Below are 21,862 nucleotides of genomic sequence, written 5' to 3' on the forward strand. Positions count from 1 at the left end.
AGCGCGAGACCAAGCAGCACGATGGCGCTCATATGGTCGCGCACCAGCGGCACATTGCCAAAGAGATAGCCGCCGACCAGCAGCGAGATCACCCACACCGCCGCACCGGCGCCAGCCGCCAGCACAAAGCGCACTACCGGCATGTCGGACACGCCCGCGACAAAGGGCGCGAAGGTACGCACCACAGCGACGAAGGGCGACAGCAGCAGGGCCAGGCCGCCATGCCGCCGACAGAAGGCCTGCGTCTTGCGCAGTGCGTCCTGGTTGATCCAGCGGTAGCCGCCGGCAAACACGCGCGTCCCGATGCTTTTGCCGATGGCATAGTTCAGCAGGCTGCCAGTGACCGCGGCGATCAGCAGCAACGGCAGGAGCACCCACAGCCTCAACGCCCCCGAGGCGCAGAACGCGCCGCAGATAAACAGCAGCGGATCGCCCGGCAGGAAGAACAGCGGCAACAGGCCTATCTCGCAGAACACGATGGCGAACAGGATGCCGTAGACCAGGAGGCCATACTGCGCGATGGCGGGACCGAGATACTGATCGAAATGCAGCAGCAACGGCAATATTTGCGTTGAATTCATGCTCGCCCCGACTCTCAAAGCTGTGCTTACAGTGTAGGCGTGGGCTGGCCGGCGGGTAGCCCGTCCGGGCGGCGCTACATCGGCAAGCGAATTCGCCTGCGCCGGCCCGGTCCTTTCCCTCGCGCCCGCATCTGCGTAATATCCGCTCAACCAACCCTTGGAAATGCCATGTCAAGCTCGCAAGCCACCGCCAGGATCGGCCCGGCCGACGCCAACTACCTCGTTCACCTCCAGGCTGGCAGCCACGCACTCGTCGGCGACGAATCCGCCGGGCTGGGCGGCACCGACCAGGGTCCGCCGCCCTTCGCCTTCGTGCTATCCGGGCTGGTATCGTGCACGGCCATCACGCTGAAGATGTATATGCAGCGCAAACAATGGCCCGTGGCGGACGTGGAAGTCACCGCCGTCTTCCAGGGCAAGGACGAGGCGCGCTTCATCCGGCGTGAAGTCCGGGTGAGCGGCGCAGAACTGGGCGAGGCCGAACGCAAGCGGCTCGCCGAGATCTGCGAGCGTACGCCGGTGACGCTGTTCCTGAAGGCGGCATCGCGGATCGAGACCACCCTCCTCTGAGGGCCGAAAGGAGCGGCCGCACGGGCCGCCCCCTCGCTGCCTAGCCGGCCGCAGTCTCCGCCTCGTGCGTCCGCACCATCACCTCCGAGTGCAGCGTCCGGTGCACCGGGCATTTATCCGCAATCTCCAGCAACGCGGCGCGCTGGGCCTCGTCCAGCGGACCGCGCATGGTGATCTCCCGTTCGATCCAGTCGATCTTGCCTTCGGTGGTCGAGCACTCCGCGCAATCGGCCGCGTGGATCTTCTCGTGGCGCAGGGACACGGCCACGTGTTCGAGCGGGAAGCCCTTGCGCTCCGCGTACATGCGCATCGTCATGGCCGTGCACGCGCCAAGCGCGGCCAGCAGCAGGTCGTAAGGCGCCGGCCCGCCATTAAGCCCGCCGAAAGATACCGGCTCGTCGGCAAGCAGGTGATGCGGCCCGGCGGTGATGCGCTGCTGGTACTTGCCGGCGTGGCTTTCCTCCACGCGCACCAGCCCCTCTTCTGCCACGGCGGCCGGCACCTCTTCCACCTTGATATCCAGGTAGCGCTGGCTCCACGCGGCAATCGTGTTGGCCACGTAGACGGCATCTTCCTTGCGCGTCAGCAGGTGATCGGCGCGATCCAGCGAGACAAAGCTCTTGGGATGCTTCGCGGCGATGAAGATCTGCGTGGCGTTGTCGATGCCAACCGTATCGTCCTGCGGCGCGTGCATGACCAGCAAGGCCTTGCGCAGCCTGGCCACGCCGTCGAGCAGTTTCTGCTCGGCCACATCCTCGATGAACTGCCGCTTGATCCTGAACGGGCGCCCGGCGAGACTGACCTCGGCCTCGCCGTCGGCTTCGATGCGCGCAGCCTGGTCCTTGAACAGGCCGACGACATGGCTGGGATCGCTTGGCGCGGCAATGGCGACAACCGCCTTGGCCTCGGGGATGCCGAGCGCGGCGCTGAGAATGGCCGCGCCGCCCAGGCTATGGCCGATCAGCAGGGCTGGCGCGCGGTGATGTTGCCGGAGATAGGCCGCCGCCGCCAGCAGGTCGGCCACATTGGACGAGAAATTGGTATTGGCGAAGTCGCCGCCGCTGCCGCCAAGACCGGTGAAATCGAAGCGCAGGACAGCGATGCCGTGTGCGGTCAGCGCCTGCGCGATGCGCGTCGCCGCCAGCACGTCCTTGCCGCATGTGAAGCAATGGGCGAACAAGGCAAAGGTCCGGACCGGGCCAACGGGCAAGTCCAGCCGCGCGGAGAGTTGCTGGCCGTCACTTCCCGGGAACTGCAGGCGCTGTGCTTCCATTGATGTCCTCATGCATGACGCAAGCTGTATGAGGTTCCCACTCTAGCCAAGTTTGCCGCCGGGTGCCACTGGCGCCGCATGACCGTCGGCGCACAACGCACAACAGCCTTGTGGAGGCTTGCCAGCGTCCGGCTTTCCGATGTACAAAATGCAATGCGCCCCGCGCGGGGTGGGCAGATCGATCGGATCTCCTGCTCGCCTCCCTCAGGCACGCGCCTTGTCCCTGCCCTTCAACGCACTGCGCAGGTAGTCGGCCAGCGCCACCACATTGCCTGGCGTGGCGGGCTCGCGTTTCCATACCAGGCCAACATCCATCGACGGTACCTTGTCGGCAATCGCGCGCCGCACGATCCGCTGCCCTTCGAGCGACCAAGGCCGGTAAACCAGATCGGACAGGATAGCGATGCCGCGCCCGGCCGCGACCAGGCTGCGCACCGCCTCGATCGAGCAGCTCTGGTAGCGCACCTGCGGCGCCAGGCCATATTGCCCCCAGTACTTGCCGACGGTGGCGATATGCTCGTCCATGTCGAGCAGGATGTAGTCGTGCCTTGCCACGTCCGCCAGGCCGATGCGGTCCGCCATCATCAGCGGATGTTCGGGATGGCCCCATAGCTGCCGCGGCGAGCGCAGCAGCGTTTCGCAAGCGACGTGGTCGAGACCGGGCAGGTTCGAGACCAGCAGCAAGGCAATATCGATCTCGCCGGCCAGGACGCCGCGTTCGATGTCATGCCGCTCCCGCTCGAGCACTTCCAGCCGGAGCCCGGGAAACTTTCGCTCGATCGACGCCAGCAAGCCGGGCAGCACATAGGCCGTGATGGTCTCTGTCACACCCACGCGCACCGTGCCGGCGATCTCCACCGGGGCCACGCTCACGGCTTCCACCGCGTCCAGCACGGCATCCTCGATCTGCTGCGCATGCCGGAGAAAGCGCGTGCCGGCGTCGGTCAGGCGGACGCCGCCGGCATGGCGCGTGAACAACTGAGCGCCCACCGCTTCCTCCAGCGCCTTCAAGGATGCCGTCATCGACGACTGCGACACATGGCAGCGAAGTGCGGCACGCGACACCTGCCCGGTCTCCGCGATGGCCACGAAATGCTGCATTTGCTTCAAAGTCGGGATCATCGATTTTTACGATATTACTGTGTCGAAATTATGAATTAGAAATACCTCCACATGCTAGCTAGCATCCGGTCAGGAGACAAGATGCGGTGACACCCATGACAAAGGAAGACAAGCGCGGCTACTGCACGTTGTGCCGCTCACGATGCGGCACGGTGAACGTGGTGGCGAATGATGCGCTGATCGAAGTCCGCCCCGACACCTCGCACCCCACGGGCAAGGCGATGTGCATGAAGGGCAAATCGGCGCCGGAACTGGTCCACAGCGCGGACCGCCTCCTTTATCCGATGCGGCGGACCAACCCCAAGACCGATGCGGATCCCGGCTGGCAACGCATTTCGTGGGAAGAGGCCTTGTCCGAAGTGGCGCGGCGGATGCTCCAGGCCCGGCACGACGGCGGCGCCGAGTCAGTTGCGTTTGCCGTCACCACGCCGAGCGGCACGCCGCTGTCCGACAGCATCGACTGGATCGAGCGGTTTATCCGGCTATTCGGCAGCCCCAACACCTGCTACGCCACGGAAATCTGCAACTGGCACAAGGACTACGCGCACGCTTTCACTTTCGGCTGCGGCATGCCGACCGCGGACTACCGCAATGCCAACCTCATCGTGCTGTGGGGCCATAACCCGACCAACACCTGGCTGGCGCAGGCCGAGGCGATTGGCGCCGGCAGGGCCTCCGGCGCCAAGCTGCTGGTGGTGGACCCCAGGGAAACGGCGCTGGCCGGCCAGGCGGATCAATGGCTGCGCGTGCGGCCGGGAACGGATGCCGTGCTCGCCATGGCAATCGCCAACCTGCTGATCGAGGCGAATGCGTTCGATCTCGCCTTCGTGCGCCAATGGACCAACGGCCCCTTGCTGGTCCGCAACGACAACGGGCGCTTGCTGCGGGGCCGCGACGTGGGGCTCGCCGATGGCGAGGCCTGCCTGGTTTGGGATGCCTGCGCCGGACAAGTCCGGCCGTCATCGGCGCTGGCCGGGCGGGATTTCGAGCAGGTCGCGCTGCGGGGGACGTTCGAAGTGGGCAATGCCAACAGGCCGGGTCCCCCCACCCTCGCCTGCCGGCCCGCCTTCGACCTGTACGCAAGCGAATGCGCCCGCTATCCGGCGGACGTTGCCGCGGCACTCACCTGGGTGGCGGAGGCGGAGATCCGCCACGCGGCCAGCCTGTTCGGCGCGGCTGAGCGCGTGGCCTATCACGCGTGGTCCGGCGTCGGCCAGCATGACAATGCGACCCAGACGGACCGGGCGATTGCCTGCCTCTACGCCTTGACAGGCAGCTTCGACAAGCAGGGCGGCAATCGCATTTATCAAAAGCCGCCGTACAACCCCGTCAGCAGCTTCAACCTCTTGCCGCCGGAGCAAAAATGCAAGGCGCTGGGCTATGCGGCGAGGCCGCTCGGCCCGCCTGCGCAAGGATGGGTCACGGCGCGCGACCTGTATCGGGCCATCCTGCACGCGCAACCTTACGCCGTGCGCACCCTGGTCGCCTTTGGCACCAATCCCCTGCTGTCGCAGGCAGACGTGGAAGACGGCGCGCGCGCCCTGCGCAGCCTGGACTTCTACGTGCATTGCGACCTGTTCGAGACACCCAGCGCCCGCTACGCCGATGTCTTGCTGCCGGTCAACACACCGTGGGAACGAGAAGGCCTGCGCATCGGCTTCGAGATCTCCGCCGAGGCCGAACAACTGGTGCAGTTGCGCCAGCGCATGGTGTCGCCGCGCGGCGAATCGCGCGCGGACAACGACATCGTGTTCGACCTGGCTGTGCGGCTGGGCATGTCGGAGGCCTTCTTCGGCGGCAGCCTGGAAGCGGGGTGGAATCATATGCTGGCCCCGTGCGGCCTGACGGTGGGCAAGTTGCGCGAGCAGCCGGAAGGCATCCGCGTGCCGGTCGCCGACGTGGAACGCAAGTATGCGGGCAGGCCACGCGATCGTGCCTTCAATACGCCGACCGGGCTGGTGGAGCTGTATGCCGAGCAGCTCCTGCGCCACGGCTATCCGCCCTTGCCACGCCCGGACCAGTCTCTTGTGGATGCGGGGGACGCTTCGGGCGACGCCTTCCCGTTCGTGCTGACCTCGGCCAAGAGCGGCTACTACTGCCACAGCCAGCATCGCGGCCTGCCCTCGCTCAGGCGCCGTGCGCTCCAGCCCGAAGCGGAGATCCCCGCCGCGCTGGCAGCCGCGCGCGGCATAGTCAGCGGCGATGCGATCCGGGTGAGCACAGCCGTCGGCAGCGCAAGGTTCATCGCCAAGGTCAGGGAAGGCCTGCATCCGCGCGTGGTGGTCGGCGAGTTTGGCTGGTGGCAGCGCTGCGATGCACTTGCGCAACCCGCGCTGGCTGTCTCGGGACAGGGCAACAGCAACTACAACGGCCTGATCGCCGCTGACAGCATCGACCCCGTCAGCGGCTCCGTGCCGCTGCGCGGCTACCGCTGCAACGTGGAGCGCGATCCCGGCGTCGATGTGGGGCGGCGCAGGTGGGACGGCTATCGCGCCTTCCGCGTCGCCAGCCTGGTGAAGGAAGCCCGCGAGGTCACGTCGGTATTTCTGGAACCCGCCGATGGCGGCGGCCTGCCGGACTTCCAGCCCGGCCAGCATGTGACGATCCGGCTGACGGTGCCACCCGCCGGCGAGGAGATCGTGCGCTCGTATTCGCTCACCGGCCCGGCCCTCGTGCCGGACCGGCGCGGCTACTCCATCTCCGTGCGCCGCGCGGTGGGCGTGTCGGAAACCGGCGAGACCGTATTCGGGCGCGCCTCCTCGCATATCAACCTGTGCCTTGCGGCCGGCGATACGGTCTGGCTGCGGGCGCCGTCCGGCACCTTTGTCATGCCGCTGCATACCGGGCGGCCGCTGGTGCTGCTGGCCGGCGGGATCGGCATCACGCCGTTCGTCTGCCTGCTCGAATCGCTGGCCAGCCTCGCCGATCCGCCGAAGATCCTGCTCCTTTACGCGAACCAGAACAGCCTTGCCCATGCATTCCGGTCGCGCATCCGGGCACTACGGCAAACCCTCCGGGGGCTGGAAGTCGTCGACTTCTACGACCGTCCGGCGGAATGCGACGTGCCCGGGGTCGACTACGACATAGCCGGACGCGTCAGCGCCGACCATGTCCCGGCACGCCTGCTTGCCCGGCGTCCCCTGGTCTATATGTGCGGCCCCGCGCCGATGATGAGCGCTTTCGCCGATGCGCTGGCTGCCCGCGGCGTGCCCCGCTCCGACATCCTCCGGGAAGTGTTCCGCTCCCCCGAACGGACGGTGGCCGGAACCGGCCAGCAGTTCAACGTGGTGTTCGCCAGGTCCGGCATGTCCAGCACCTGGCGCTCGGCGGACGGGCCTTTGCTGGGCTTCGCCGAAAGACTCGGCCTGGCATTGCCCAGCGGGTGCCGGGTCGGCCAGTGCGAAAGCTGCGCGGTACCCATCGTGTCGGGCCGCATCCGGCACCTGCACGGCGAGGATCCCGACGATGCCGGCGTGTGCCTGGCGTGCCAGGCCGTTCCGGCCAGCGACATCGTGCTGAATGCGTGATCGCGATCGCCGGCGCCTGCCTTATTCCAACCCCCACCCAAGCCACTATGTTGATACTGGACTCCGACACCACCCGTGCCCTGCTGCCGTTCGAGAATCTCGTGCCCGCGCTGCGCGCGGCGTTTATCCGGGGCTGCGAAGTCCCGCAGCGCCACAGCCATGCCATTGATGCGGACGGAACCATGCTGCTGATGCCCTCCTGGCGGGCCGGCGGCTACCTTGGCGTGAAGACCGTGACGATCTACCCCGGCAACACGGCGAAAGGCCTGCCGGGCTTGTACTCGACCTACCTGCTGCACGACGCGCGCACCGGCAAGCCGCTGGCCATGATCGACGGCAACGAGATCACGTCCAGGCGCACCGCCGCCGCGTCGGCGATGGCGGCCTCGTACCTGAGCCGCAAGGATGCGTCGTCGATGCTGGTGCTCGGCTCAGGCCGGGTCGCCAGCCTGCTGCCCCATGCCTATCGCGCCGTCAGGCCGATCGGGCGCGTTGCCGTCTGGGATATCCATGCGCGGCAAGGCGAAGCGCTGGTGGCACGGCTGCAGGCCGACGGTTTCGACGCGCGCTTTGTCCCGACGATCGCCGCCGCCTGCGAAGACGCCGACATCGTGACCGCCGCCACGCTCTCCACCGCGCCCCTCGTGCATCGCGCGTTCCTCCGGCCCGGCACCCACCTGGACCTGATCGGCGGCTTCACGCCAGCCATGCGCGAGGCCGACGACGGTTGCTTCGATGCGGCTTCCGTCTTCGTCGACACGGGCGAGGCCGTGCTCAAGGCCGGCGACCTGCTGCACCCGATCGAGGCCGGCGTGCTCGACGCGGCCGACATCCGGGCCACGCTCGCGGACTTGTGCCAGCGGCGCCATCCCGGCCGCGTGGACGACGCGGAAATCACCGTCTTCAAGGCTGTCGGCACCGCGCTGGAAGATCTCGCGGCGGCCGTCATGGCCTATGAAGGATTCAAGGGCTCGCAAGGCGCCACGCCGAGCGCAGAAGCCATGTCAATGTAAGGAGACAGCAATGAAAAGCACCCCCCTATCGCTGGACGCGGCGGACCATCCGGGCCGCGGCGGACTCGAACGGCTGGCCGTCAAGGTCACCGACTGGTCCGAGCGCTGGTTCCCCGATTCCTATATCTTCGCCGCCATCGCGGTGATCGTCGTGGCGATCGGCGCGATGGCGGCCGGCGCGCCGGCGCAAAGCGTGGCGCAAGCATTTGGCGACGGCTTCTGGAGCCTGATCCCGTTCACCATGCAGATGGCGGTAGTGGCCATCTCCGGGTATGTGGTGGCGGCTTCGCCGCCTGCTTCGCTGCTGATCCGGCGGCTCGCCGCCCTGCCCAGGACGGCGCGGGGCGCCATCGCCTTCGTCGCGCTGGTGAGCCTGCTGACTTCCCTGCTCAACTGGGCCATCAGCCTGATCCTGAGCGGACTGCTGGTGCGGGCCATCGCAAGGCGCAGCGGCCTGCGCGTGGACTACCGCGCGGCCAGCGCGGCGGCCTACCTGGGGATGGGGGCCACCTGGGCGCTGGGCCTGAGTTCTTCCGCCGCGCAGTTGCAGGCCAATCCCGCCAGCCTGCCCAAATCCCTGCTCGATATCACCGGCGTGATCCCTTTCTCCCAGACCATCTTCCTGTGGCAGTCGATGGCGATGACGGCGGTGCTGATCGTTGCGTCATTGCTGGTGGCATATTTCTCCGCACCGGCGGGAGACCGCGCGCGTACTGCGCAGGACATGGGCGTAGACCTCGATGACGCCGGCGATGGCATCGGCCGTCCCACGCGTCCCGGCGAATGGCTGGAGTACAGCCCCTTGCTGACCTTGCTGATCGTGGCGCTGGGCGCGGGATGGCTGGTCCGCGAGTTCACCACCAAGGATCCTGTCCTCGCGATCTCCAATCTCAACACCTACAACTTCCTGTTCCTCATGCTGGGAATGCTGTTGAACTGGCGGCCCAAGCGCTTCCTGCGCGCCGTGGCCAAATCGGTGCCCTCCACCGCCGGCGTGCTGATCCAGTTTCCGCTATATGGCGGCATCGCATTCATCCTTACCAAGGCTGCGGGCATAGACGGCACGACCCTTTCCCACCACCTGGCGTCGGCCTTTGTCTCGGTCGCCACCAGGGAATCGTTTTCCGCCGTGATGGGCGTGTACTCCGCCGTGCTCGGCTTCTTCGTGCCGTCGGGCGGCGGCAAATGGGTCATCGAAGCGCCCTACGTGATGCAGGCGGCAAACGCGCTGCAGGTCCACCTGGGCTGGGCGGTGCAGGTGTATAACGCCGCAGAGGCGCTGCCCAACCTGATCAACCCGTTCTGGATGCTGCCGCTGCTGGGCGTGCTGGGGATCCGGGCCAAGGACGTGGTGGGCTTTACCTTCACCCAGTTGCTGGTTCACACGCCGCTTGTGCTGTTCATGCTCTGGGCATTTGCTTCGACGCTGCCTTACCGCCCGCCCATGATGCCTTGATGCGTACGGGCTCCGCCAAGCCGCGGGAGCCGGGGGCGGCCCCTGTGCAACCGGATACTCCGGTGCCTCCGGCGCATTGCCCGGTTGAGTCTGGCCATCGGGGAGTCCATGCTTCGCGATGGCGTCTGGCGGCGCTGGCGCCATCGCGCCCGGCGCCCCTGGGTTCAGCCCGGTTGCGGCTTGCGATGGCCATCCCGGTTTAAGATGGCGGTTTCCGGCCGGCCTTGCCGGCCCGGACTTCACCCCCACCACTCTGCAAACTGACACATGAAGAAAATTGCCCTGCTACTTGCCGCCCTGGGAATGGCCTCCGTCGCCCACGCAGCCGCTCCGGCCGTGGAAACCCTGCCGTCCGGCATGTCCATCGAGCAGATCGTCAAGGGCACCGGCGCCACGCCGAAGGCGTCGGACACGGTAAAGGTGCACTACCGCGGCACGCTGACCGACGGCACCGAGTTCGATAGCTCGTACAAGCGCGGCCAGCCGATCTCGTTCCCGCTGAACCGCGTCATCCCCTGCTGGACCGAAGGTGTGCAGAAGATGCAGGTCGGCGGCAAGGCCAAGCTGGTCTGCCCGGGCCCGACCGCCTATGGCGCGCGCGGCGTGCCGGGGACGATCCCGCCGAATGCCACGCTGAACTTTGAAGTGGAGTTGCTCGGCATCGGCAACTGACGCAGGGCGGTTCCACCGTTTGACCAGGCCCCGGCAAGCCCGCCGGGGCGCTGACGAACTGACGATTGCGAGCGAGTCGCCCGAGAAGAGCGTGAAGAGGCCGGGATGTGACCATCGCCAGCACATGCTGCCGGATGAGCCAGGCGATTCATCGCTGTCGGACCGGGTTCGAGCCACTCGATCCGATCATGGCGAGGACGAACTCGACCAGCAGCTATCTGACGCAGCAATTCGCGGCGATCAACAACGCATCCGGCAAAAACGGACTTCGCGGCAGCGTGGCAACCCTATTCGTTTCCGCCACCGGGCGCCATGGAGCGACGCTTCCGCGTCACCACAAGGGGTGCCTGGGTATTGCCGTCGGACGTCACGCGTGGCGTGCGCGGACCAACCCCCGGCATGCGCGGCCCGCTGCCTGGCGCACGCGCGCCGCCACCACCACCGCCGCCGCCGGGCGGCCGCGTGCCGGTGTCCAGCTGGATGGTCGATATGGCTCGCTTGTAGATGGTCTGCATGCCGCCAGGCGTGCTCAGCATCACCACGAAGGCGTCGAATGACTCGATCGAGCCGACGAGCCGGATGCCGCTGACCAGGTACACCTGCACACGCTTGCGCTCTTTGCGCGTTGTGTTCAGGAAGGAGTTTTGCGGGTTGGTATCGTCGAGCTGCATGTGAATTCAAAAATGGGGCAGGCGAAGCGCTGCGGGAAACTTGGGCTACTGCGGCGTTGCCTGGCCGGCGCCGGCGCACCACATCGGTGCTTGCACGCACATGCGCCATGTGCCGCGCACGCCGGAATGGCGCCGCGCCATCCTGGCCTGCATTAGCCATTCTAGCGCAAGCCGATCAGTCCCCCTGAAACCGATACGCTGCCCGCGCGGCGGCAGGGGCAAATCCGTATTGCGAATCGTTACCTGTTTGTCTATGCTTCGCTGTCACATATGACTAAGCGGAGGCTTTCCATGCAGCGTATTTGCCTGTTCCTGCTCGCTGGCGTGTTCTCAACGGGAGCAATCGCTGGTGCCAAGTGCGCCGCCCATCCCAAGGCCGAATGGATGAAGGAAGCCGACGCCAGGGCCAGGATCGAAGCGCAGGGCTACACCATCAAGAAGTTCAAGGTGGACGGAAACTGCTACGAGATCTACGGCACGACGAAGGAAGGCAAGAAGGCCGAGATCTACTATGACACCAAGACCCTCGATGTCGTGAAATCGGAAATCGAGAAGTAACGGCAGTCTCGGACGGGCACGCCATGATGACCGGCGCTGCGTCGATTCGCGTTTGGGATATTGCCGTGCGCCTGACGCACTGGAGCGTGGCTGCGCTTGTGCTGCGGGACTTGGTCGAGGACTCCGGCGGCCCGTCACACCGCGCCGTCGGCTATGTTGCCGCCGGACTGGTGCTGTTCCGGATCCTGTGGGGTTTCATCGGCAGCGAGCCTGCCAGGTTTTCCGCGTGGCTGCCCACGCCCTCCCGCCTCCTGGCCTACCTCAAGGCACTGATTGCACACCGCCCGCCCCGGTATCTGAGCCACACGCCGCTCGGCGCGATGATGATGATCACCATGTGGGCCATCATCATCGCGCTCGCCGTGACGGGCTGGATGTCGAGGCTGGACGCCTTCTGGGGCGAGGATGGACCGAAGGACGTGCATGAGTTGCTGGCGGACGCCCTGATGGTGCTGATCGTCATACACCTCATTGCCGCCGTCGCGATGAGCATGGCTCACAAGGAGAATCTCATCGCCGCCATGCTGACCGGAAACAAGCGGCGCGATGGCGGCACTTGAAGGTGCCGCGGCAGCATGCGAGCATTGTCCCGATACGGGTCTCCCGCCAGCCATTGCGATTCGGCTTAGCCAGCACCAATGCGCGGCTTCCAGGAGAGCGGCAATTCTGCCAGCCTCCTGTCTGCGCGCGCCGACAACGCATATATCACACAGTGATACAAATTGGAGTTTCCTCGGGCTTGTCACGAGAACGTTCAAGCTGGTAGCATCCCGCAACTAGTTGCTTCGTATCAGCAGTGGGTGCTGACACGCGGCATCAACAAAGTGCCAGAGCTGCCCGGCAGCCTCATCGAGCACTGACCGGAGACTGTTTCATGCTTACCCACGTCTATCTCCGTTCGGCGTCCCAAGTCGACATCGAGCCGATGACTTCGTTGCTGGCAAGATGCGGCCTCGCCACGGAGGACGTAACGGAGATTCTCGACAGCTTTCAGATTGCGCTTTGCGACGGTCGTATCGTTGGCTGTGCTGCAGCGGAGCGCCGTGGACACTCAATTATCATCCGGTCCGTGGCAGTGGAGTCCGGCTATCGAGATAGGGGTGTCGCGAGCCGCCTCGTAGAAAAGCTTCTCGTGCGCGCCCGCGGCACTGAACTCCGACATGCTTTTCTCTTGTCCGCATCGGCTCCCGCCTATTTCGCGCGCTGGGGTTTCTGCCACATCCCTTTCGATAAAGCGCCGTCAGAAGTCCAGGCCTCACGGGAGTTCCGCAATGCTGCACAAAGCTCAGCGCTATGCATGCACTGTGAGCTCAAGTAGGCATGCGAAGCGCGCCTGACGCGTGAACGCCCTTGCCTCGCTTAATGGCCCTGTAAGCGCTTGCCGCCAGAAGAAATCCAGTGCACGTTCGTGCACAAAAAGACCCACGTCACCGGAAACTGGTGACACGGTGGCAGCAGGACTCTATCGCCAGCCCATGCAGAATGAATAATTCTTAATCTGAGAATTAAACAGATTTTTCCAGCTTATCTCTTGGCCATTGTGACCCTCACCACCCATGGCATGGCAGGTGGTCGGCAAGTCGCCATGACACAGCGTTAAGGTTAACCCGCGCCCCACTGATATCCGTCTTTCTCGGCACTCACCTGACTCCAAATTGTCATCTAGGTCCAGTTAAATACGCGAGCGGTTATTTGCAGCGCCATCGGCGAGTTCACCGCCGCTACCGGCCAGCAAGACTCTGGCATGTTTGCCAAAACAAAAAATGAACGCCCGTTCGCGAGATACCGCCAAGCGAAACGAGGCATAGCAATATTTCAAGGTCAATATGCATCAAGCTCTCGCTTCTCCCATGGCCACGAACGACGCGTCGCTACCCGGCGCTGGCAGTGGGAGAAGGACTCGCTGGACCGTCTCGGCCGGCATCAAGGCCCTGCGCCAGGAAGCGGCAAGCCTGCGAGCAACTGCTCAGGCAAGGATGACCCTGGCCGGCACTTGTGTTGCGCTCTGTGAACCTGGCGACTTGCTCCAGCGGGCCGCGATTCTCGACAGGGGCGCTGACGTTCTGGCGCTGACCGACTGGAGCTGAGTCAGTTCGCTTTCTTTGTCGTCGCCCGGGCAGTAAGCGATGGTGCCGCGAGGCCATACCACGCGCTCATCTGCATACCCTTGATGCCGCGTTCGGTGAAGGTCGCGGCCTCGGGGAACAATCGAAGACGCCTCTCCGCAGCGACCGCGATAGCGCGGACTTTTCCACCTCGGATGTATGGGACGGCCCCGGTGTCGAACATATATGAGAGCTGTCCGGCCATGACATCAGAGATGGCTGGGCCACTACCTTTGTAGGGCACGTGGATGACGTCGATGCCGGCAATGGACTTGAACAGTTCACCTGCCAAGTGAGCCGATGCTCCAATGCCGCCCGAACCATAGGAGAGCTTTCCTGGTTTTGCTTTGGCAGCATTGACGATGTCTTTCGGCGACTTGAATGGCGATACCGCAGGCACAAGCAGAATGCTGGGGATGGCAGCCACGGACGCGACCGTGGTGAAATCCTTGATGGGTTCGAAGCCCGTCCTCTTACATAGGTGGGCACTCGCCGCGTTGGTCGAGCTAGTTGCCAGGTACAACGTGTATCCGCAGGTCACGCTGCGACCCGACGTGGACCTTTCCGCTTCATTGTGCAAACGTTAAAGAATCGGCGACGCCAGAAGGCGATGCTGCAAACGCTGCTACATCGGTGGGGCGGGCCCGACGCCCACTACCTCGCCCTTGCAGTCTCCCGGCCACGCGTGCTATGGTGCGGCTTCCAGGAGAACGAGGCGCCCCCCGCCATAGCAGGTCGGGCGCTTCTACCGAAGGCGTACCCCTGAAACGCTCAGGTGCAGAAGACTGGAAACCGATAAAACTGGAGAGCGCCGGACCGGACCACCAAGCGTGGCGCGGCATGCGGCCGCCGAAGGGGCAAGCCGGCACCCGTGGTGGGTGCGGCGAATCTCTCAGGCAAAAGGACAGTGGGGGCAGACAGGCCAGATTGCCTGTCTGCCCCTTTTTGCTGTCCGGAGCCTGAAGAATGAAAGTCATCGTGATGGGAGCCGGCGTGATCGGCGTCGCTTCTGCGTGGTACCTGGCCAAGGCCGGGCATGAAGTGGTGGTGCTGGAGCGCAACGCGGGCGCCGCCCGGGAAACCAGTTTTGGCAACGGCGGCCAGATCTCGGTCAGCCATGCCGAGCCGTGGGCCAACCCGGCCGCTCCGCTGAAGATGCTGCGCTGGCTGGGCCGGGAGGATGCGCCCCTGCTGTTCCGCCTGCGCGCCGACCCGGCGCAATGGTCGTGGGGCCTGAAGTTCCTGCGCGAGTGCACGGCTAAGCGCTCCACCCACAATATGATCCAGTTGCTCAACCTAGGCACATACAGCCGCGCCAGCCTGCAGGCCCTGCGCGAGGAAACCGGCATCGAGTACGACCACCTGACGCGCGGCATCCTGCATTTCTACACCAGCCAGAAGGAGTTCGACGCGGCCATCGAGCCGGCGCGCATCATGCGCGAACTGGGCTGCGAGCGCCGCGTGATCGGGCCGGACGAAGTCGTACGCCTGGAACCGGCGCTGTCCAATATCGCGCCGCGCCTGGCTGGCGCCACCTATACCAGCGAGGACGAATCCGGCGACGTGCACCGCTTCACCACCGAGCTGGCGGCCAAGTGCGAGGCGCTTGGTGTGCGTTTCCGCTACGGCGTGCGTGTGCAGCGCCTGCACGCCGATGGCGGCAGGATGCGCGGCGTGGAGATCGCCGATGAAACCGGCGGCTACCAGATCGAAAGCGCCGATGCCTATGTGCTTGCGCTGGGCAGCTTCAGCCCGATGCTGGCGCGCCCGCTGGGGGTGAAGCTGGATATCTATCCGGCCAAGGGCTACTCGGTGACGCTGCCGGTACTCGACCCCGCGCGCGCGCCCAGCGTGAGCCTGACCGATGACGAGTACAAGCTGGTGTTCTCGCGCTTTGGCGACCGCCTGCGCGTGGCAGGCACCGCCGAGCTCAACGGCTATGCGATGGACCTGAACCCGGTGCGCTGCGACGCCATCGTCAAACGGACGCTGGACGTGTTCCCAGGCATGAGCCGTCCCGAGCTGGCGCGCTTCTGGACGGGCCTGCGCCCCGCCACGCCGGGCAACGTGCCGTATATCGGTGCCAGCGGGATCGACGGCCTCTACCTCAACACCGGCCACGGCACGCTGGGCTGGACGCACGGCTGCGGCTCGGGCCGCGCCATTGCCGACATCATCAGCGGTTATGTGCCGGAAGTGGACTTTGCCTTCAGTGGCGAGCTGCCGGCGCACAAGGGTCCACGCGCGCTTGCCATGGCGGCAAACCCCGCCAGCGCAACGGCCCACTGAGCGCGAACTGCGGCGCGCATTACCGCGCCCTGCGCCCGGCCATCTGCGCCGGGCGCTTTGCCTTTACCATGTGCGTCCACGACTCCGCAGGCTCCCCATGAAGCTTAACCAGTTGCGCGCCCTGGCCGCCATCGCCGACACCGGCAGCATCCAGGAAGCCTCGCGCCTCCTTCACCTGACGCAGCCCGCGCTGAGCAAGGCCATCAAGGAACTGGAGAGCAGCGTCGGCGCCACCTTGTTCGTGCGTTCCAGCAAGGGCGTGCGGCTCACCCCCCATGGCCAGCGGCTGGTCACGCATGCCCGGCTGATCAGCGAGAACGTGCGGCGCGCGCGGGAGGACCTGGAAGACATGATGGGCAGCGTGGTCAGCGAGATCACGGTTGGCGTCACGCCGGTCACGGCGGTGATGCGGCCGATGGCGGCCTGCCTGAGTACCTTCCGGCGCGAGTTTCCCAACGCCCGCCTGCGCGTGCAGGAGATGCGGCCGACGCAGTTGCTGGAGCACCTGCGCGAGGGCACCATGGACTTTGCGGTGACGTCCCAACTGCTGCCGGCGGACCGCGGATTGGATTGCACCCAGGCCTGCCGCCTGCCGACCATCATTGCCGCGCGGCGCGGGCATCCGCTGCGCGCGGCCCGGTCGGTGCGCGTGCTGCAGCAGGCTGACTGGCTGGTGCTGGACCCGCTCTCCGACACCAGCTCGCCTTTTCATCAATTGTTCGCGGGCAATGACCTGGCGCCTCCCGCGCGGGTAATCGAGTGCACCTCCATGGGGCTGGCGCTGGAACTATGCTGGAAGGCGGATACCCTGATCCTGCTTTCCAGCGAATCGCGCGGCAGCAAGTTCGTTACGGACAATATGGACTTCATCGAGGTGGAAGAGCCGGTGCCCGAGCGCACCATCTCCCTGGTCACGCGCGACCGGCACGTACTGACCTGGGCCGCGGCTCGCCTGCACGATGCCATGCTGGAAGCGCTTTCCGGCGACTCCCCGGCACCGGGCGGCGCGGCCGCCCCCTGAACTGGCCTGCGCCTGCGCCGTTGCATGGACGCGCGGCCGCCGACTTACGCGGCACCCCTCCCCCCCCGCTTTGAGCATCGCCCGCCATTCCCGATGGCTGGCGCCCATGCCCGCTTGTTCCCGCCTATTCCCGCCTATTCCCGATCCTCATACCCATGAAAAAAAGCGAAGTGCTTATCCGGCGCCTCGCTCTTACCATGCCAGCACACCAGTAGAGACGGCGCCGCGCGGCAGCCGTCCCGAGCCAATCCCACCCGAGGAGGAAAGCATGACCCACGCGCCTACCGCGCTATCCAGCCCCGCCGGCACGGCATCCACCGCCGCCCCCACCGCGGCCCGCCCGCATTCGCGCCGCGCCATCGTCGCCGCCGCGATCGGAAACGGGCTGGAGATCTACGACTTCACCGTCTACAGCTTCTTCGCCGCCACCATCGGAAAGCTGTTCTTTCCGTCGAGCAGCCCGCTGGCTTCGCTGTTGCTGTCCTTTGCCACGTTTGGCGCCGGTTTTGTGATGCGTCCGCTCGGCGCGGTGCTGATCGGTAGCCTGGCTGACCGGCGCGGGCGCAAGACCGCGCTCACGCTGACCATTGCGCTGATGACCGCGGGCACGGCGCTGATCGCGTTCACGCCGACCCACGCCAGCATCGGCGTGACAGCGACCGTGCTGGTCGTGCTCGGCCGCTTGCTGCAAGGCTTGTCGGCGGGCGGCGAGGTCGGCGCGGCATCGGCCTTGCTGCTGGAGTCGGCAAGCAAGCGCAACCGCTGCTTCCTCGTGAGCTGGCAGGCCGCCACCCAAGGCGGCGCCGCGCTGCTTGGCGCGCTGACCGGCGCCGCGGTATCGGCCCTGCTCAGCCCGGAAGCCATGCATGACTGGGGCTGGCGCCTGCCGTTCCTGCTGGGCCTGCTGATCGCGCCCGTGGGCATGTATATCCGCCGCCATCTGCAGGAAACGCATGAAGGCGGGCAGCACGGCGGCATCGGCGCGGTGTTCCGCGAGCATGGCCGCACGCTGCTGCTGGGCATGCTGCTGATGACCGGCTCCACCTCGTCGATGTACATCATGGTGTTCTACATGCCCACCTACCTGGTGAACACGCTGCACATGCCGCCCGTCACCGCGTTCCTGGCGGCGTGCATGGCCGGCCTCGCCATGCTGGTGGTGGCGCCCTTGTTCGGCCTGCTGGCCGACCGGCTGCCGCGCCGCAAGCCCCTGCTGTTTGCCGGCGGGCTGGCATCGCTGGCCCTGGTGTATCCCAACTTCATGCTGCTTTCGTCGGGGCCGGCCCTGCCGATCACCATGGCGCTGATCGGCGGCGCCGTGGCGCTGATGTCGGTCGGCAGCGGCGCGGGCGCCGCGCTGATGATGGAGGCGCTGCCGCGCCACCATCGCGCCACCGGCATGTCGGTGATGTACAGCCTTGGCGTGACCGTGTTCGGCGGCTTCGCCCCGCTGATCGTCACCTGGCTGATCGCCGCTACCGGCAGCAGCATGGCGCCGGCCTGGTACCTGCTTGCCTCGGCGTGCATCAGCCTGAGCGCGCTGGCGCTGTTCCCCAGCCACCCGGGCCGCGACTGACGCGCGCCAGGATCGTCTTTCCCCCTTTCCCTATTCCGCAGCACTATCCAGGATCGCACTGTCATGACCCAGACCCCAGGCAATGTCCCGTCCGCCCTGAACGAATCCGCCGCGCGCTTCGCCGAACTGCGCCACCGCATCCACGCGCATCCCGAGCTTGGAGCCGACGTGCCGTGCACCGCCGGGATGGCCGCTGCCCTGCTGCGCGAGTGGGGCTATGCCGTGCACACCGTCGGCGGCCACGGGCTGGTGGCGCAATTGAAGGTGGGCAACGGCACGCGCAGCATCGGTATCCGTGCCGACATGGACGCGCTGCCGTTGCAGGAGCGCACCGGCCTGCCCTATGCCAGCCAGGTGGCCGGCCGCATGCACGCCTGCGGCCACGACGGCCACACCGCCACGCTGCTGGCGGCCGCCGAGTACCTGGCCGCCACGCGCAACTTCGACGGCACGCTCAACCTGATCTTCCAGCCGGATGAGGAAGGCATGACCGGCGCGCTCGCCATGATGAACGACGGCCTGTTCGAGCGTTTCCCCTGCGATGCGATCTACGCCTTCCACAATGCGCCCGGCCTGCCGGTGGGCATGGCGGTGGTACAGAGCGGCCCGATGGGTGGCTCGTCGGACCGCGCCACGATCACCTTCCGCGGCAAAGGCGGCCATGGCGCCATGCCCCACCGCGCCGCCGATCCCACGCTGGCGCTGGCCTCTACCGTGGTGGCGCTGCAAAGCATCGTGGCGCGCAATGTGGCGCCGGTCGATGCCGCCGTGATCAGCGTGGGACAGATGGAAGCCGGCAGCACCTACAACATCATCCCGGAGACCGCAACGCTGAAGCTGAGCGTGCGCGCCACCGTGGCAGAGGTGCGAGACCTGCTGGAGACCCGCATCCGCGAGGTGGTGACGCATCAGGCCGCCTCGTGCGGCGTGACGGTAGACATCGCCTATGAGCGCCTGGCGCCCGCGATCTGCAATACCGCGGAAGAAACCGCCATCGCACGGCAGGCCGTGGCCAGCGTGCTGGGCAGCGACAAGGTCATCCAGGTGCCGCCGTCTATGCAGATGGGCAGTGAGGATTTCGCGTGGATGCTGGAGAAGATGCCGGGCTGCTACTTCGCGCTGGGCAATGGCACCGGCGAATGGGTCGGCTGCTCGATTCACAACGACGGCTACGACTTCAACGACCAGTTGATTCCGCTTGGCGCGGCGTGTTGGGTGGCGCTGGCCGAAGGCCATCTGCACGCCTGAGAGTGCGACATGGCCGGCGTGCTGCCTGCAGGTGGGTACGCCGATCCAGGGGGCACTAGCGAAATCGTGAGCGAGAACGACATCATTGCGCTGCAGCTTATGGGCATGCAAGGCGACCCCGCACCAAGGGACACGCCCCAGTACGCACGGATAACAACTCACCGACTCGCTTTGCCAGCAGAGCGAACGTACCTTGATCCCGATGTTCCGCGCCTACTTTGGTTTCACGACATTGTGCAGCATGACATCGGGGCGCGTGCCCCGGAGGGCTATGTGGCATTGCCGCCAACCCGTTGGGATTGGATACGGGCCAAACTCCCATAGCGAACGAAGGCGCGCCATGCTGGAAATATCCACTGGCTTCGCTTCCCGTGGCTCCCAGCTAAACCACCCCCTCCCCCCGTGCGGAGAGAGAAGGTAGTAGCCGTCATTGCAGACGGCGTTGGCGCACCTGACGGCTTCGTCCGAGGCCCTACACGTCGATCGCCGTATCCGACTTGACCTTCTTGCGCAGTTCGAACTTCTGGATCTTGCCCGTCGAGGTCTTGGGCAGCGGCCCGAAGTACACCGCCTTTGGCACCTTGAAGCCCGCCAGCAAGGTGCGGCAGTGCGCGATCAGGTCCTCCGCGGTGGCGCTGGCGCCGTCCTTGAGTTCGACAAACGCGCAGGGCGTCTCGCCCCATTTCGCGTCCGGCTGGGCCACCACCGCGACCGCCAGCACGGCGGGATGGCGGTAGAGCGCGTCCTCCACCTCCACGCTGGAGATGTTCTCGCCGCCGGAGATGATGATGTCCTTGCTGCGATCCTTGATCTTGACGTAGCCGTCCGGCGTGCACACGCCCAGGTCGCCGGTATGGAACCAGCCGCCGGCGAAGGCCTCGCGGGTGGCCTTTTCGTTCTTCAGGTAGCCCTTCATGCAGATATTGCCGCGGAACATGATCTCGCCGATCTCCTCGCCGTCGGCGGCGACCGGTTGCATCGAATCCGGATCCAGCACCGCCACCTCGGCCTGCAGGTGGTAGCGCACGCCCTGCCGTGCCTTCTTGGTGGCGCGCTCCTCCTGGGACAAGCCAGCCCAGTCGTCCTGCTCGGCGCACACCGCGGCCGGGCCGTAGGTCTCGGTCAGGCCATAGACATGGGTCAGCTCGAAGCCCATTTCCTCCATCTGCGCCAGCACCGCGGCCGGCGGCGGCGCGCCCGCCACCATGCCGCGCACCGGGCCGCGCAGCCCTTCGCGCCAGGCCGGCGGGGCGTTGACCAGCGCGGTATGCACGATGGGCGCGGCGCAGTAGTGGGTCACGCCTTCGTCGCGCATCAGGTCGAATACCAGCTTGGGCTCGAACTTGCGCAGGCACACATTGACCCCGGCGCGCGCCGCGATGGTCCACGGGAAGCACCAGCCGTTGCAGTGGAACATCGGCAGCGTCCAGAGGTACACCGCGTGCTTGGGCAGGTCCCACTCAAGGATGTTGGAGATGGCGTTGATGGCCGCGCCACGATGGTGGTAGACCACGCCCTTGGGGTCCCCGGTGGTGCCCGAGGTGTAGTTGAGCGCGATCGCATCCCACTCGTCGGCGGGCATCTGCCAGTCGAATGCGGGATCGCCGGAGGCCAGCAGGCTTTCGTAGTCGGTCTCGCCGAAGGGCTGCGCGTCCTGCGGGCCCAGTGCGTCCACCACGGCGACTACCTTCAGCCCCGGGATCTCGTTGGCGATCTGCCGCGCCAGGTCGGCAAACTCGGTGTCGGCCAGCAGCACCCTGGCCTCGCCATGGCGCAACATGAAGATCAGGTTGGCGGCATCCAGCCGGATATTCAGCGCATTGAGCACCGCCCCGGCCATCGGCACGCCGAAATGCGCCTCCACCATGGCGGGCGTGTTGGGCAGCAAGGCGGCAACGGTATCGCCCTTGCCCACGCCCAGATTCGCCAGCGCGCTGGCCAGACGCCGCGCGCGCGCGTAGGTCTCGCGCCAGTTCTGGCGCACCGGGCCGTGCACGATGGCCAGGCGATCGCCATAGACTTCGGCGGCGCGCACCAGGTAGTCGACCGGTGTCAGGGGAACGTGGTTGGCCGGGTTCTTGCCCAGGCCGGTATCGAAATCGCTTGGCATTGCTGTAGTCTCCGCATGCGCCGGCGGGGCCGGTTCCCTTCCACAGGATGAACCACGCGCTGCCGGTCGC

At 66.1% G+C, this 21,862-nt stretch carries 18 protein-coding genes and 1 riboswitch; of the genes, 12 read left to right on the forward strand and 6 right to left on the reverse strand.

The window, feature by feature from the left end; translation table 11 throughout:
* The coding region (locus CF70_RS25830; protein WP_035871504.1) for a VTT domain-containing protein at positions 1-581 on the reverse strand (581 nt) is incomplete at its 3' end.
* Between the two features lie 168 nt (positions 582-749).
* On the opposite strand from CF70_RS25830, the gene CF70_RS25835 reads away from it, so the two are divergent.
* The gene (locus CF70_RS25835) at positions 750-1,151 is read left to right on the forward strand and encodes an OsmC family protein (protein ID WP_035871509.1); all 402 of its coding nucleotides are present in this window, start codon (positions 750-752) and stop codon (positions 1,149-1,151) included.
* Positions 1,152-1,191: 40 nt separating this feature from the next.
* On the opposite strand, the gene CF70_RS25840 is transcribed toward CF70_RS25835, so the two are convergent.
* Together CF70_RS25840 and CF70_RS25845 are read right to left on the reverse strand one after the other, a co-directional pair.
* The gene (locus tag CF70_RS25840; protein ID WP_035871511.1) at positions 1,192-2,424 is read right to left on the reverse strand and encodes a bifunctional alpha/beta hydrolase/OsmC family protein; all 1,233 of its coding nucleotides are present in this window, start codon (positions 2,422-2,424) and stop codon (positions 1,192-1,194) included.
* A 204-nt stretch (positions 2,425-2,628) separates the two neighbouring features.
* The gene (locus tag CF70_RS25845; protein WP_035871513.1) at positions 2,629-3,546 is read right to left on the reverse strand and encodes a LysR family transcriptional regulator; all 918 of its coding nucleotides are present in this window, start codon (positions 3,544-3,546) and stop codon (positions 2,629-2,631) included.
* 95 nt (positions 3,547-3,641) lie between these two features.
* Between CF70_RS25845 and CF70_RS25850 the strand changes: the two genes are divergently transcribed.
* From CF70_RS25850 to CF70_RS25865, 4 genes are all read left to right on the forward strand, one after another.
* Positions 3,642-7,073, forward strand: coding sequence for a molybdopterin-dependent oxidoreductase (locus CF70_RS25850; protein WP_035871515.1), 3,432 nt, complete (start codon positions 3,642-3,644; stop codon positions 7,071-7,073).
* 47 nt (positions 7,074-7,120) lie between these two features.
* Positions 7,121-8,086, forward strand: coding sequence for an ornithine cyclodeaminase family protein (locus CF70_RS25855; protein WP_035871518.1), 966 nt, complete (start codon positions 7,121-7,123; stop codon positions 8,084-8,086).
* 10 nt (positions 8,087-8,096) lie between these two features.
* A complete protein-coding gene (locus CF70_RS25860) occupies positions 8,097-9,542 on the forward strand; it encodes a short-chain fatty acid transporter (protein ID WP_035871520.1) in 1,446 nt (481 codons plus the stop codon).
* A gap of 267 nt (positions 9,543-9,809) precedes the next feature.
* Complete coding sequence (locus CF70_RS25865) at positions 9,810-10,214, forward strand: FKBP-type peptidyl-prolyl cis-trans isomerase (RefSeq protein ID WP_035871523.1); 405 nt, start codon at positions 9,810-9,812, stop codon at positions 10,212-10,214.
* A gap of 287 nt (positions 10,215-10,501) precedes the next feature.
* Here the strand turns inward: CF70_RS25865 and hfq are convergent, their stop codons facing one another.
* Positions 10,502-10,885, reverse strand: coding sequence for an RNA chaperone Hfq (gene hfq, locus CF70_RS25870; protein ID WP_035871525.1), 384 nt, complete (start codon positions 10,883-10,885; stop codon positions 10,502-10,504).
* A 291-nt stretch (positions 10,886-11,176) separates the two neighbouring features.
* Here hfq and CF70_RS25875 point away from each other — a divergent pair, with 291 nt between their 5' ends.
* The 3 genes from CF70_RS25875 (at position 11,177) to CF70_RS25885 (ending at position 12,761) form a co-directional block, all read left to right on the forward strand.
* Positions 11,177-11,443: a PepSY domain-containing protein gene (locus CF70_RS25875; RefSeq protein ID WP_035871528.1), complete on the forward strand. Its 267-nt coding sequence runs from the start codon at positions 11,177-11,179 to the stop codon at positions 11,441-11,443.
* A gap of 23 nt (positions 11,444-11,466) precedes the next feature.
* On the forward strand, positions 11,467-12,003 hold the full coding sequence (locus CF70_RS25880) for a cytochrome b/b6 domain-containing protein (protein ID WP_035871531.1): 537 nt from the start codon (positions 11,467-11,469) through the stop codon (positions 12,001-12,003).
* 314 nt (positions 12,004-12,317) lie between these two features.
* Complete coding sequence (locus tag CF70_RS25885; RefSeq protein ID WP_035871537.1) at positions 12,318-12,761, forward strand: GNAT family N-acetyltransferase; 444 nt, start codon at positions 12,318-12,320, stop codon at positions 12,759-12,761.
* Between the two features lie 770 nt (positions 12,762-13,531).
* On the opposite strand, the gene CF70_RS35300 is transcribed toward CF70_RS25885, so the two are convergent.
* A complete protein-coding gene (locus CF70_RS35300; protein WP_255350699.1) occupies positions 13,532-14,089 on the reverse strand; it encodes a Bug family tripartite tricarboxylate transporter substrate binding protein in 558 nt (185 codons plus the stop codon).
* 250 nt (positions 14,090-14,339) lie between these two features.
* A riboswitch (glycine riboswitch) is annotated at positions 14,340-14,466 on the forward strand.
* Positions 14,467-14,514: 48 nt separating this feature from the next.
* Between CF70_RS35300 and CF70_RS25895 the strand changes: the two genes are divergently transcribed.
* The 4 genes from CF70_RS25895 to CF70_RS25910 all read left to right on the forward strand — a co-directional run bounded on the left by CF70_RS25895 (position 14,515) and on the right by CF70_RS25910 (position 19,682).
* The gene (locus CF70_RS25895) at positions 14,515-15,837 is read left to right on the forward strand and encodes a D-amino acid dehydrogenase (protein WP_035871539.1); all 1,323 of its coding nucleotides are present in this window, start codon (positions 14,515-14,517) and stop codon (positions 15,835-15,837) included.
* Between the two features lie 97 nt (positions 15,838-15,934).
* The gene (locus CF70_RS25900) at positions 15,935-16,858 is read left to right on the forward strand and encodes a LysR substrate-binding domain-containing protein (RefSeq protein WP_035871542.1); all 924 of its coding nucleotides are present in this window, start codon (positions 15,935-15,937) and stop codon (positions 16,856-16,858) included.
* 268 nt (positions 16,859-17,126) lie between these two features.
* Positions 17,127-18,434, forward strand: coding sequence for an MFS transporter (locus CF70_RS25905; protein ID WP_035871545.1), 1,308 nt, complete (start codon positions 17,127-17,129; stop codon positions 18,432-18,434).
* Positions 18,435-18,497: 63 nt separating this feature from the next.
* Positions 18,498-19,682, forward strand: a complete 1,185-nt coding sequence (locus CF70_RS25910; protein WP_035871553.1) for a M20 aminoacylase family protein — start codon at positions 18,498-18,500, stop codon at positions 19,680-19,682.
* 472 nt (positions 19,683-20,154) lie between these two features.
* Here the strand turns inward: CF70_RS25910 and CF70_RS25920 are convergent, their stop codons facing one another.
* The gene (locus CF70_RS25920; RefSeq protein WP_035871559.1) at positions 20,155-21,792 is read right to left on the reverse strand and encodes an acyl-CoA synthetase; all 1,638 of its coding nucleotides are present in this window, start codon (positions 21,790-21,792) and stop codon (positions 20,155-20,157) included.
* Positions 21,793-21,862 lie beyond the last annotated feature (70 nt).

Source organism: Cupriavidus sp. SK-3 (assembly GCF_000611145.1).
GTDB lineage: Bacteria > Pseudomonadota > Gammaproteobacteria > Burkholderiales > Burkholderiaceae > Cupriavidus.